A 12686-nucleotide genomic window follows, 5' to 3' on the forward strand; every position below is an offset into this window, starting at 1 on the left:
AGTTGATGCTGAATATTATGCAATTTACGCAATCGTGGCGAATTCCTAGACTGCCTCCTACAGCCCGGAAACCGCCATGAACACCCCGCACCCGAACCCCCGCGCAACCCTGCGACCCATCGTCGCCATCTCGTCCGATCGGATCGAGCGGCATGGCCATCCGGCGCATGCGGCGCTGCACGGCTACGTTCGCGCCACCAGCGAGATTTCGCAAGCCCTGCCGCTGGTGCTGCCGGCCCTGGCCGACGGCCTGGATGCCGACACGCTGGCCGCGTCGATCGACGGCATCGTGCTCACCGGCAGTCCGTCGAACGTCTCGCCGCAGCGTTACGGCTCGCCTTCGCCGCACCGCGAAATGTTGCTCGATATACATCGCGATGCCGCGATCCTGCCCTTGCTGCCGGCGCTGGTGGCGGCCGGCGTGCCGCTGCTGGCGGTCTGCCGCGGCTTCCAGGAAGTCAACGTCGCCTGGGGCGGCACGCTGGAGCCGGCGGTGCACGAGCAGTCGGGCCGGCTGGACCATCGCGAAGGCGATCACGATCGCCCGATCGAGCGCTGGTATGACGACAGCCACGACATCCACCTGGTCGAAGGCGGCGTGCTGGCACGACTGGCCGGCGCGACGCGCACGCAGGTCAATTCCCTCCACCACCAGGGCATCGAGCGCCTGGGTGCCGGCTTGCGCATCGAGGCCACGGCGCCCGACGGACTGGTGGAGGCCTTCTCCATCGCCGGCGCCTCCCAGTTCACGCTGGCCGTGCAGTGGCATCCCGAAATGCGCGTCGACGACAGCCCGTTCGCACGCGCCATCTTCGAGGCCTTCGGCGATGCCTGCCGGGCGCGGCAACAACTGCGCCGGCGCGCCTTCGCCTGACCCCTACACAACCAAAGGAGACAAATGGACAACCCCCACTGGATCAACGCGCTCTTCAGCCAGAGCTACGCGGAAGCGCGCCGGAAATTCCTCGATGCTGCATCGCGGCGTGGCCTGCCCGTGGAGTCGCACGTGCTGCCGATGACCGGTGCCCACGGCGAAACGCTGGCCACCGACGTGGTGCTGGACGGCCCCGCCGACGCATCGCGGATGCTGCTGGTCATCAGCGGCGTGCATGGCGTCGAGGGCTTCTGCGGCTCGGCGGTGCAGACGGGCATGCTGTTGCTGGATGCCGCCGAGCGGCCAGCCGCACTGCGCGACACCGCCGTGCTGCATGTGCATGCGATCAACCCCTTCGGCTTTTCGCACCTGCGCCGCGTCACGCAGGAGAACGTGGACCTCAACCGCAACTTCGTCGACTTCTCGAAGCCGCTGCCGGTGAACGCGGGCTACGCGGAGATCCACGAATTGCTGCTGCCCAGGGAATGGCCGCCGCAGGAAGACGTCGAAGCCGGGTTGGCCGCGTACCGCGAGCGCCACGGCGCACGCGGCCTGCAACGCGCCATCGGGCTCGGCCAACACGTCTTTGCCGATGGCATGTTCTTCGGCGGCCATGCGCCGACCTGGAGCAACGACACCTTCCGCGCGATCCTGCGGCGCCATGCGCCGCAAGTGCGCCAGCTGGCCTCGATCGACATCCACACCGGCCTCGGCCCCTACGGCGTCGGCGAGCGCATCTTCGCGAGCTTCGACAACGACCCCGCCGTGCTCGCACGCGCCAGGGATTGGTGGGGCGAACTGACCTCGGTCACCACCGGCACCTCGACCAGCATTCCATTGACCGGCCCCATCCAGACGGCCATCACCGAAGAGTGCGCCGACGCGCAGCACGTGGGCATCTGCCTGGAATACGGCACGTACCCGAGCGAGCGGGTCACCCCCGCACTGCGCGCGGAGCATTGGTTGCATCGGCACGGGCACGGCGATGCGGCCCAGTCGGCCGCGATCAAGCAGGAACTCAAGGACGCCTTCTACCCCGATGCCGCCGACTGGAAGCTCGCGGTGTGGCGGCAGGGCTCGCAGGCCTGCCTGCGTGCGCTCGAAGGCTTGCAGCAGGACGCGCCCCAGGCGATCCCCGCATAACGAATAACGGAGACATCCATGAACACGACCACCCTCAACTCCGCGCGCATGCCCCTCGGCACCGCGGCTGCCCGCAATGCGCATGCCGCACCCAACACCACCATCAGCCGCAAGGCCGTAGCCGCCGCCGTCGCGGGCAACGCCCTCGAGTTCTACGACTTCGTCATCTACGCCTACTTCGCGGTGTACATCGGCCGCACCTTCTTCCCGGTGAGCGGGGAATTCGGCAGCCTGCTGGTGGCCGTGGCCACCTTCGGCGTCGGCTTTTTCACGCGGCCGCTCGGCGGCATCCTGATCGGCTCCTTTGCCGACCGGGCGGGGCGCAAGCCGGCCATGATCCTCACGGTGGCGCTGATCACGATCGGCACACTGGGCCTCGCCGCGACGCCCAGCTATGCCAGCATCGGCATCGCGGCGCCGATCATCGTCGTGTTCTGCCGCCTGTTGCAGGGCCTGGCGCTCGGCGGCGAAGTGGGCCCGGCGACTGCGCTGCTGCTGGAAGCGGCGCCGGCCGGCAAGCGCGGGTTCTATTCGAGCTGGCAGATCGCGAGCCAGGGGCTTGCTGTTGCAGCAGGCGGCATCTTCGGCGTGGTGCTGTCGCTGATGCTCACGCAGGAACAGTTGGCGTCCTGGGGCTGGCGCGTGCCCTTCCTGTTCAGCCTGGTGCTGATCCCGATCGCGATCTACATCCGCCGCAGCCTTCCCGAGACCCACGAAGGCACCAGCGAACGCACCAGCTCGCAGATCGTCGGCGCCGTGTTTCGGAAGCATCGCCGCATCCTGGTGCTGGGCGTTCTGCTCACCGCCGCCACGGCGGTGGCATCGCAGGTCGGCAACTACATGGTGACCTACGCGGTCCAGGTGCTGAAGCTGCCGCCGGCGCTGGCACAAGGCAGCGTGCTGATGGGCGGCCTCATGACCTTCGTCTTCGGCCTGGCCGGCGGCATCCTGTGCGACCGCTTCGGCCGCAAGGTCACCAACCAGTTCCCGCGCATCGTGCTGATGGTGGCCATCGTTCCGCTGTTCATGTGGATGTCGGGTGCACCGAGTGCCACGACGCTGCTGACGGTCTCCGCCATCCTGGCCGCACTCACGGCGATGTTCGGCGCGGCAGGACTGGTAGCCGTGCCGGAACTGCTGCCTATCGCGGTGCGGAGCACGGGCCTGTCGCTGGTCTACGCGATCGGCACCTCGGTGTTCGGCGGCACCACGCAGTTCGTCGTGACCTGGCTCATTGCCGTGACGCACAACCCGATGGCGCCCGCCTGGTACGTGGTCGCGATGTGCGCTGTCAGCGTGGTCGCGATGTGGATGCTGCCCGAGTCGCGCGACGTGGACGTGACGAAGTAGGGCGCCAAAAGCTTGCCGGTTCAAGAACCTCGCACAGCCACCGCCATCACGCTTGGCATCCCCTCGAGATGGGCCCAATCGATGCGCTGGAGGACGCGGGTGAGGTTCTTGCCGCACCATTCCTCCAGGCGGGCGACAGGCTTCCAGGCGTAGCCATCGACTTCCGGCACCGGCCGGCCGGTGATGTGGTCGGGGAAGGTGGAATGGCAGCGGCAGGCGTCCAGGTCGATCGCCTCCGCGGCCACCTTCAATCCGAAAAGATGCAGCCTCTTTTGCGGGAGGTAGTCGAAGAGACCCAGGTCCTCGATGGCGTGCGGTTCGAAGTCCAGGGAGGTTTCTTCCCACGCTTCCCTGACCGCCGTCGCGCGCGGCGTCTCACCGGGTTCAGGCATCCCCTTGGGCAGGTCCCATCGGCCCCTGCCGGTCGCACGGCAGACCAGGACCTGTTGCGCGGTGTTCAGGATGACGATGCCGCAAGACCTTGGCTTCCCGGGCCACCCCTCCTTCACTTGTGCTCGGCCAACTGCTGGCGCACCGCGGTGACGTGGTCGCCGACCTGGGTCAATGCGGCTTTCAACTGCGCTTCGGTGCAGTGAAGCTGCTGGCACCAGTACTGCATCTCGATCGGGTCGTGGCCGTTGACGCGGCCGGGGTCGAGCGGCTTGAAATGGCTCAGATCGTCTGACATGGCATCTCCTTGGGTCGATACGTTCCGAGTCTTATAGGACTGCATTCGCGCACTTGCAAGCACGCGTTCGGTGGTAGCGTGCCACCCTTGAACAAGGTGCCATGCTGTGCCGGAACACCCCTCGGCCCGCTACCGGGCCTTCCTCAGCTACAGCCACGCGGACGAGCGCTGGGCGGCGTGGCTGCATCGCGCGCTGGAAGGCTATCGCCTGCCGCGTCAACTGGCCGGCGGCACGGGCAGGCACGGCGCGCTACCGGAGCGCCTGTTCCCGGTGTTCCGCGACCGGGAGGAACTCGCCAGTTCAGCCGACCTGCCGGCGCGCATCCGGGAGGCGTTGGCCGAATCCCAGGCGCTGGTGGTCATCTGCTCGCCGCGTGCAGCCACCTCGCGCTGGGTCGCGCAGGAGATCCGCAGCTTCAAGGCGACGCATGGCGAGGAGCACGTCCATTGCCTCATCGTCGATGGCGAGCCGCATGCCAGCGATGTCGAGGGCGGCGCGGCGCGCGAATGTTTTCCGGAGGCCATCCGCTTCAGGGTGGGCGCCGATGGGGAACTGACCGATGAACCCGCGGAGCCGCTGGCGGCCGATGCGCGCCCGGCTGCCGATGGCCGCCACGGCGCGCTGCTCAAGCTGCTCGCCGGCCTGCTGGGTGTCGAACTCGATGTCCTGCGCCGCCGCGACGAGCAACGGCGCAGGCGCCGCAACCAGGCCTGGGGCGTTGCGGCGGCGGCATTGATCGCCTTGCTCAGCGCGGGCGTCTGGTACTCGAATGCGCAGCGGCTGGAGGCCGAACGCCAGCGCGATCTCGCCGACACCCGACAGCAGATCGCGCTCGCTCGCCAACTGGCGGCCCAGTCCGCGCGCATCCGGGTCGAGCAACCCGCGGCGATCGAACTCGCGAGCCTGCTCGCGATCGAGTCCGCGCGGAGGCTGGACACGCTGGAGACCCAACAGGCACTGCAGGCCGCGCAAAGGCTGCTGCCGCCACGTCCGGTGCGCCTGGCGGAAGGCTCATCCAATGCGGCAGTCGCCTACAGCCGCGATGGCCGTGTCGCGCTGACGGACCAGGGGGATCGCCTGGGCGCCTTCAGCGTGCCCGAGGGGCGTCGCCTGTGGGACGCCGCCAAGCACTACGACAGCAAGCCGCTGCCCACGCCCGATGGATGCTGCGTGCTGTTCTTCGATGCCGGCAAGCGCTGGCGCGCGCTGCGCCTTGACGGGGGTGGCGAGACGCAGCCGCCACCCGCCTACCTGCCGGTGCTGCAGTCGCTGCCGACGGAGCGTGTGCGGCGCCTCGAATTCAGCCCGGACGGGCGATGGCTCGCTGCAGGACCGCAAAGGGTGGACGTCACGACGGGCGCCGTGTTGCGCGACGCGGCGCCGGAGCCGCAGGCACACATCACTTTCGACACGTCCGCCAAGTTGCTGGCGCGGCACCGCGGTGGCGCGCTTGCACTGTTCAATGCGAACGGAGGAGAGCCACTGAAGCAATTGGAACTCGCGCGCGAAGCCAAACCGCGCTTCAGCCCTGACAGCAACTTGCTGGTCGCGATGGGCTACCAGGCGCTGGAACTCTTCGACACGAACAGCGGCCAGCGCCTGTTCGAGCTGACTTGCGACGGCCCGTACGCCGATGCCGCGTTCTCCCCGAATGGCAAGGTGTTGGCCACGGCCTGCGGCAATGCCGCGCGCCTGCACGACGCCCGCACCGGCAGCGTGCTCGCCGACCTCGCGCACGACCGGCCGGTGAACAGCCTGCACTTCAGCCGCGAGGGCGATCGCCTGCTGACCGCGAGCTACGACGCCACCGTGCGCATCTGGCGCATCGCCGATCGGCAAGAGGTCTGGCGGGCCGCGCACGCCGGCTACATGACCCAGGCCATCTTCGCGCCGGACGAGCAAAGCATCCTGGCGGCCGGCATGGGTGGCATGTACCTGTGGCCGCTGGCGCAACAGGCGGACTTGCTGGCCGAGATTCCGGGGCCGATCTGGGCACTCGCGGCGAGTCCCGACGGGCAATGGATCGCCGCCGCGGGCGTGGAGCCGCAGGCGCAGGTGATCGCGGTTCGGGTGTCGGATGGACAGGCACGGGAGTTGGCGCATCCTGCGCAGCGGGTCGCCCGGCTGGCCTTCAGTCCCGACAGCCGACTGCTCGCGGTGCCGCAAGGGCGCCAGTTGGAGGTGTTGCCGGTGACAGGTGGGGAAGCAGCGGTCAGCCGCCGCGTGAGCGACTTCCCGTATTCGGCGATCGTGGGGAGCGCGTTCACGCCGGATGGGCAGTTGCTCGTCGCCACCACCGGCAAATCCGTGCGCGGCTACCTGCGACTCGAGCGGTGCACCGTCCCTGCGAACAGCGGTGACGACCAGCCATGCGTCACCCGCGAACTGCCGCTCGACCCGTTCACCGAGGCCAAGCCCTTCTTCAGCGCCGATGGCAAGCAGCTGGCCTTCGACGCCACGTCGAATCGCGAGTCCTCATTGCGCGTGTGGGACACGCTTGGCACGGGCGAGTCGATCCTGCCGGCGCAGAAGGCCAACCACATCGTGCTCACGCCGGAGCGCCTGCTCGTCGCCCCCACGGCGGGTGGGTTCGTGGACATCGTCGACCTGGCGGGCCGCAAGCTGCGCGGCATCGGGCACGAGGGATGGGTGCCGCACCTCGCGCTGTCGCCGGACGGGCAATACCTGGCAGCCGGCCTGACCGACCCGGTCTCGCGTGCCAAGAACCGCGTCGTGCTCTGGCGCCTGGCCGACGGCGAGGAGGTCGCGCGCTTCCCCCGGCCCGGAGACGATGGGCCGCTGGTTTTCCTCCCCGACGGGCGGCGCCTGGCCTTCTCCGAGGGGCGCCGCCTGCGCGTCGTGTCATGGCGTGCCGATGACGTCGTGGCCCAGGCCTGCACGCGCCTCGGCCGCAACCTGGACTGCGGCGAATGGCGCTCCTGGCTGCGCGACGAGCCCTACCGTGCGACCTGCCCGGCGCTCCCGGCCGCAGCCTGCCAGCGTTGACGCCGGGCGCCCTGTCTCAATCGAATCTCATCGATCAATGCGCCGGCTTGCGCCAGTGCACATAGTCCTTGTCGGTCGCCAGCACCCAGATGGCGAGCGCCATCACGGCAATCCCCGTGACCACGGCGTTCATCATCGGATCGCGCATGGCTTCGAAGCCCAGCGCCCACGGAGAAATGACCATCCACAGGCCCAACGCACCTTCGGTCCATTCTTCCCATGCACGGGGCACGAAGGTGGCGCCCAATGCAGCCGCGACCAGCAGGATCCCGACGGCCACGGCGTTCATCGTCGGCGTGTCCAGGTCCTGGAATCCCACCAACCAGGGCGACAGGATCAGCCAGACGCCGAGCGCCGCGTTCAGCGGATCCTGCCAGTGCTTCACGTGCTTCATCATGATGTTGACCTCCTGCCGCCGCATGAAAGCGATGTTCGCGGCGACAGGCGTTGGACCGTTGGAAAACTCGCGAGTTCAGCGGGTGTCGGGCGCCGACCCCATCGGCGGCGCAATATCTTCGAGCGGCCTCCGCTCCGCATCCACCGCATGCCGCCAGGCGATCAGCCCCGCCACGATCACCAGCACCGCGCCGATTGCATAGCCCACCGTCACCGCGCCCCGGCTGCCCGTCTCGATCAGCACACCGAACAGCCACGGCGCCGCGAATCCCCCAGCGCCCGTGCCCACCGCATAGAACACCGAAATCGCCAGCGCCCGCATCTCCAGCGGAAACACCTCGCTCACCGTGAGATACGCTGAACTCGCCGCCGCCGACGCCAGGAAGAACACCGCTGACCAGCACAGCGCCTGGCTCAGTGCATCGAGCCACCCGGCCATGAAGGCCGCACCGGTCAGCGCCAGCCCCACGCCGGAAAGCACATAGGTCGCCCCGATCATCCGCCGCCGACCGACCCGGTCGAACAGCGGCCCCAGCAGCAAGGGCCCCAGCACATTGCCCAGCGCGAACGGAAAGATGTAGAGCGCCACGCGCCCCTCCGGCACGCCGTGGAAACGCGTCAGCACCAGCGCATAGGTGAAGAAGATCGCGTTGTAGAAGAAGGCCTGCGAAATCATCAGAGACAGCGCCACCACGCTGCGGCGGCGGTAGCGATGCAGGAGCACATCGGCCACCTGCCGGATCGTCGGCGCGGCCTGCTGCACGAAGCTCAGGCGCGTGGTGACGGGCGGCAGCGGACCATGCTGCGCCGACACCTCCGCCTCGATGCGCGCAATGATCGCCTCGGCCTCGTCGGCACGGCCATGCGACACCAGCCAGCGCGGGCTTTCCGGCACGTCGCGACGCACCAGCAGGATCGCGATGGCCAGCAGCGCGCCCAGCGCGAAGCCTGCGCGCCAGCCCCACACCGGGCCCAGCACGTGCGGGTCCAGCAGCACCAGGCTCGCGCCCGCACCCAGCGCCGCGCCGATCCAGAAGCTGCCATTGATCGCCAGGTTCACGCGGCCCCGCACGCGCGCCGGGATCAGTTCATCGATGGCCGAGTTGATGGCCGCGTACTCGCCGCCGATGCCCAGGCCGGTGACGAAGCGGCACAGCGCGAAGAAGGCGAAGTTCGGTGAAAAGGCCGTGGCCAGCGTCGCCAGCGTGTAGACCGCCAGCGTGGCCAGGAACAGCCGCTTGCGCCCGAGCCTGTCCGCCAGCCGGCCGAACAGCAGCGCGCCGACCACCGCGCCGCCGATGTACAGCGAGCCCGCCCCGCCGATCTGCGCGGCCGAGAGGCCCAGCGTGTCGGGGCGTTCCAGCACGCTGCCGACCGAGCCGACCAGCGTGACTTCCAATCCGTCCAGCACCCAGGCCACGCCCAGCGCGATCACGACGCGCCAATGCCAGCGCGACCAGGGGAGGCGGTCGAGGCGGGCGGGGATGTCGGTTTGGAGCACGGCTTATGTTGCGCCTGCGTGCCCTTTGCGCGTGTACGAAAAGGCGCCGATTGCTCACGCAATGACTTCGTCGGCACGAAGGAGCGCGCTCGGTGGGATGGGTGGTGAAAGGGCCGATGAGAAAGCTACGTCGCCGGCACTTTGCGAGGCGTCAGAATGTCGACCCTCCAAGCCATGTTGCCGCATCCGCGCGACACTCACCCATGACCGATCTGTTTGATTTCTCCATCGCAAGCGTGACCGAACTCGCGATGGCCGATGCACGCCGCGCCTTGAACGAGGACGCCGGCGATGGCGACCTGACCGCCAGCCTCGTGAATGCCGAAAAGCGTGCCACGGCGCAGGTGCTGACACGCGAAGCCACGGTGCTGTGCGGCGCGCCGTGGGTGGAAGCGGTGTTGCGGCAACTCGACCCGCAGGCGCAAGTGACCTGGCACCACGTGGAGGGCCAGCATGTCGCGGCTGGCGAGACCGTGCTGACGATCTCGGGTCATGCGCGCAGCCTGCTGACCGCGGAGCGCACCGCGCTCAACTTCCTGCAACTGCTCAGCGCCGTGGCGACGTGCACGGCGCGATACGTCGACGCGGTGCGGGGCACGCGCGCCCGCATCGTCGACACGCGCAAGACCTTGCCCGGCCTGCGCCTGGCGCAGAAGTACGCCGTGCGCACCGGCGGCGGCACGAACCACCGCATCGGCCTCTACGACGCGATCCTGATCAAGGAGAACCACATCGCTGCGGCCGGCGGCGTCGCGCACGCACTGCGCGCCGCAGCGCAGGTCGCGGAACGCGCCAGCTTTGTCGAGATCGAAGTCGAGACGCTGGCGCAACTCGACGAGGCGCTGGCCCACGGTGCCCGCATGGTGCTGCTCGACAACATGGACCTGCCGACCCTGCGCGAAGCCGTGCGTCGCAACGAGGCAGTTGGCGACGCGCGTGCCGTGCTCGAGATCTCCGGCGGCGTGACGCTGGACAGCATCCGCGCACTGGCGGAAACGGGCGTCGACCGCATCTCGGTCGGGGCGCTCACGAAGGACGTGAAGGCCATCGACTACTCGATGCGTTTCAAGGAGGACTGACCGATGGATGCGGAAGTGATCGACGTCGACTATGAACAACCCGTGGCGCTGGATGAGGGCAGCGCCTGCGGCACGCGCCACGCATGGGCGCGCGTGCCGGCCGAGCCGACGCCTGGCGAGCGCGAGGAACTGAAAGCGCGCATCCGCCGCCTGTTGCGCGAACGCGATGCGGTGATGGTGTCGCACTACTACGTGCATCCGGACCTGCAGGACCTGGCGGAAGAGAACGGCGGCCTGGTCAGCGACTCGCTGGAGATGGCGCGCTTCGGCCGCGACCATGCGGCTCGCACGCTGGTGGTCTCCGGCGTGCGCTTCATGGGCGAGACGTCGAAGATCCTGTCGCCCGACAAGCGCGTGCTGATGCCTGACCTCGACGCGAACTGCTCGCTCGATCTCGGCTGTCCCGCGGATGCGTTCAGCGCGTTCTGCGATGCGCACCCCGATCGCACCGTGGTCGTCTATGCCAACACCAGCGCGGCAGTCAAGGCGCGGGCCGACTGGCTGGTCACTTCCAGTTGCGCGCTGGATGTGGTGCGCGCATTGCACGCGGACGGCCAGAAGATCCTCTGGGCGCCCGACCGCCACCTGGGCGACTACATCCGTCGCGAAACGGGCGCCGACATGGTGAGCTGGCAGGGCGCGTGCATCGTGCACGACGAGTTCAAGGCGCTCGAACTTGAACTGCTGATCAAGGACCATCCCGCAGCCCGCGTGCTCGTGCATCCGGAATCGCCGGCCGACGTGATCGCGCTGGCGGACGCGGTCGGCTCGACCTCCGCGATCCTGAATGCGGCGCGGCAGATGGATGCGAAGGAATTCATCGTCGCGACCGACACCGGCATGCTGCACAAGCTGCGCACGCTCAATCCGGGCAAGACCTTCATCGAGGCACCCACTTCCGGCAACGGCGCCACCTGCAAGAGCTGCGCGCATTGCCCCTGGATGGCGATGAACGGTCTGGCCGGCGTGGCGCATGCGCTCGAAACCGGCGCCGGCGAAGTCCAGGTGGATCCGGCGCTGGGCCTGCGTGCGCGGGTGCCGATCGACCGCATGCTGGCGTTCACCGCGGGTCTCAAGAAGGGGTTGCCGGCTGGGGCCCTTGTGGCTGGAATCGGCGCGGCCTGAGCGCCCTTTCCGAGACCTCGACCCGACCGATGTCGCCCCGCTCGTCGAATGCGGGGGCGAACGCCCATTGCAAGCGCGGGTTGTCGACTGTCCAGTCATGGCGCCCCCATCCAGGACTTGCTGCTAGTCGTGCCGTGCCTCGGAGCGATTGGCCCGGCGGATGACCTGAGGCGGCTGGCCGTACGCCCGCAGGAACGCCCGGCGCATCCGGTCGGGGTCGCCGAAGCCGGTGTCCCTGGCAACCGTTTCGATGGGCAGGAGCTGTGATTCGATCATCAGCCGCGCTGCTTCGGTTCGCAGTCGCTCGATGGCCTTGGCAGGCGTCTGTCCGGTTTCCTCCCGGAACACGCGGCCGAACTGACGCGGGCTGAGATGCACGGCTTCCGCAAGCTCCTCGACCGACAGTTCGTTGGTCAGGTGGCTCTTCGCATAGGTCAATGCCTTCTGGATGCGATCGGTCCGGGGGAGCAATTCCAGCAGTGCGGAATGCTGGGACTGGCCCCCGGTGCGCCGGTGATACACCACCATCCGTTTTGCCACGAACTTGGCGATGTCGGCGCCGCAATCTTCTTCGACGAGCGCCAATCCAAGATCGATGCACGCGGTCGCCCCGGCCGACGTCCAGACGCTGCCGTCCTGCACGAAGATGCTGTCCTCTTCCAGCCGGACTTCCGGATGGTCGCGCCGCATCTTGAGCGCGTGGGCCCAGTGGGTCGTGGCTCGCTTGCCGTCCAGCAGCCCGGCTTGCGCGAGGTTGAACGCGCCCGTGCATGCCGCACCCAGGCGCCGCGAGCGCCGTGCGGACTTGCGCAGGAAGCCGAGAAGCCCTGGCGTGCCCACGGTCACGACCGTGTCGCCGACCACCAGCACCGTGTCGTAGCGCGCGTTTCCGAAGGGGACCGAGCCGACCTCGACGCCGCAGGACGACGCGACAGGTCCCCCATGTTCGGACAGCAAGGTGTGCTCGTAGAGCGGCTTGTCCAGCGACATGTTGGCGTACTCGAACACCGATATGACGGCCAGGGTGAGAAGCTGGAAACCCGGATAGATCACCACGCCGACACGAATCATGGGAGCACCTCGCCGATGGCTTGAAAAGACGGAAACACGACCTTAACGCCATTGCACTTTATCGTGAAGATGTCGTTCAAGCGGTGGACATGGCGTTCCTGCCCTGGTCGAGCGCTTCGCTGTGGCCCGCCGTGTTGGCCATCGCGGTGTGGGGCGCGACGGGCTGGGGCATCCAGGGGCCGCAGCAATATCGGCTCGTGAACATCGCGCCAACCATTGCGCCGGTCCTGCTCGGCCTGAACACCGCGGCGACGTACCTGGGCGTCACGACGGCCGGCATTCTCGGCGCGATCGGGGTTCACCTCGTCGGCGCGCACTGGTTGAGCCTCTTGAGCGTCGGCGTCTTCATGCTTGCCATCTGGACGTCGCACATGGCTGGCCGTGAGATCTCCGGGCGGCGGATCAACGTTTCTTCGGCTGTTGGCGCCTGAGCGATTGCGGCAGGGGCGATG

General features: G+C 68.2%; 12 protein-coding genes. 7 read left to right on the plus strand and 5 right to left on the minus strand.

Features of this window, described 5'->3' with window-relative positions; translation table 11 throughout:
- The first annotated feature begins 76 nt into the window (after window positions 1-76).
- Genes WKW79_RS16980 through WKW79_RS16990 form a run of 3 tightly spaced genes read left to right on the plus strand, consistent with a single transcriptional unit; the run spans window position 77 to window position 3367 of the window.
- Window positions 77-874, plus strand: coding sequence for a gamma-glutamyl-gamma-aminobutyrate hydrolase family protein (locus tag WKW79_RS16980; RefSeq protein WP_340336344.1), 798 nt, complete (start codon window positions 77-79; stop codon window positions 872-874).
- Window positions 875-898: 24 nt separating this feature from the next.
- Window positions 899-2017 carry a M14 family metallopeptidase gene (locus tag WKW79_RS16985; protein ID WP_340336345.1) on the plus strand — a complete coding sequence of 373 codons (1119 nt, stop codon included), beginning with the start codon at window positions 899-901 and terminating at the stop codon, window positions 2015-2017.
- Between the two features lie 18 nt (window positions 2018-2035).
- Entirely contained in the window at window positions 2036-3367 is a 1332-nt protein-coding gene (locus WKW79_RS16990) for an MFS transporter (protein ID WP_340336346.1), read from the plus strand.
- A gap of 20 nt (window positions 3368-3387) precedes the next feature.
- Here the strand turns inward: WKW79_RS16990 and WKW79_RS16995 are convergent, their stop codons facing one another.
- The gene (locus tag WKW79_RS16995; RefSeq protein ID WP_340336347.1) at window positions 3388-3876 is read right to left on the minus strand and encodes an NUDIX hydrolase; all 489 of its coding nucleotides are present in this window, start codon (window positions 3874-3876) and stop codon (window positions 3388-3390) included.
- A complete protein-coding gene (locus tag WKW79_RS17000) occupies window positions 3873-4055 on the minus strand; it encodes a DUF3606 domain-containing protein (protein WP_340336348.1) in 183 nt (60 codons plus the stop codon). The genes WKW79_RS16995 and WKW79_RS17000 overlap by 4 nt, the downstream gene beginning before the upstream one ends.
- Before the next feature lie 106 nt (window positions 4056-4161).
- Here WKW79_RS17000 and WKW79_RS17005 point away from each other — a divergent pair, with 106 nt between their 5' ends.
- Window positions 4162-7062 carry a TIR domain-containing protein gene (locus WKW79_RS17005; RefSeq protein ID WP_340336349.1) on the plus strand — a complete coding sequence of 967 codons (2901 nt, stop codon included), beginning with the start codon at window positions 4162-4164 and terminating at the stop codon, window positions 7060-7062.
- Window positions 7063-7096: 34 nt separating this feature from the next.
- Here WKW79_RS17005 and WKW79_RS17010 read toward each other — a convergent pair whose 3' ends face one another.
- A complete protein-coding gene (locus tag WKW79_RS17010; RefSeq protein ID WP_340336426.1) occupies window positions 7097-7456 on the minus strand; it encodes an SPW repeat protein in 360 nt (119 codons plus the stop codon).
- 78 nt (window positions 7457-7534) lie between these two features.
- Complete coding sequence (locus WKW79_RS17015) at window positions 7535-8959, minus strand: MFS transporter (protein WP_340336350.1); 1425 nt, start codon at window positions 8957-8959, stop codon at window positions 7535-7537.
- 203 nt (window positions 8960-9162) lie between these two features.
- Here WKW79_RS17015 and nadC point away from each other — a divergent pair, with 203 nt between their 5' ends.
- Window positions 9163-10038 (plus strand): carboxylating nicotinate-nucleotide diphosphorylase, encoded by an 876-nt coding sequence (gene nadC, locus WKW79_RS17020; RefSeq protein ID WP_340336351.1) that lies wholly within the window; start codon window positions 9163-9165, stop codon window positions 10036-10038.
- A gap of 3 nt (window positions 10039-10041) precedes the next feature.
- Window positions 10042-11163 carry a quinolinate synthase NadA gene (nadA, locus tag WKW79_RS17025; protein WP_340336352.1) on the plus strand — a complete coding sequence of 374 codons (1122 nt, stop codon included), beginning with the start codon at window positions 10042-10044 and terminating at the stop codon, window positions 11161-11163.
- A 123-nt stretch (window positions 11164-11286) separates the two neighbouring features.
- On the opposite strand, the gene WKW79_RS17030 is transcribed toward nadA, so the two are convergent.
- Window positions 11287-12234 carry a GlxA family transcriptional regulator gene (locus WKW79_RS17030; protein WP_340336353.1) on the minus strand — a complete coding sequence of 316 codons (948 nt, stop codon included), beginning with the start codon at window positions 12232-12234 and terminating at the stop codon, window positions 11287-11289.
- Between the two features lie 89 nt (window positions 12235-12323).
- Between WKW79_RS17030 and WKW79_RS17035 the strand changes: the two genes are divergently transcribed.
- The gene (locus WKW79_RS17035; RefSeq protein ID WP_340336354.1) at window positions 12324-12665 is read left to right on the plus strand and encodes an MFS transporter; all 342 of its coding nucleotides are present in this window, start codon (window positions 12324-12326) and stop codon (window positions 12663-12665) included.
- Window positions 12666-12686: the final 21 nt, after the last annotated feature.

Source organism: Variovorax robiniae, assembly GCF_037889955.1.
In the GTDB taxonomy this organism is placed as follows: domain Bacteria; phylum Pseudomonadota; class Gammaproteobacteria; order Burkholderiales; family Burkholderiaceae_C; genus Variovorax; species Variovorax robiniae.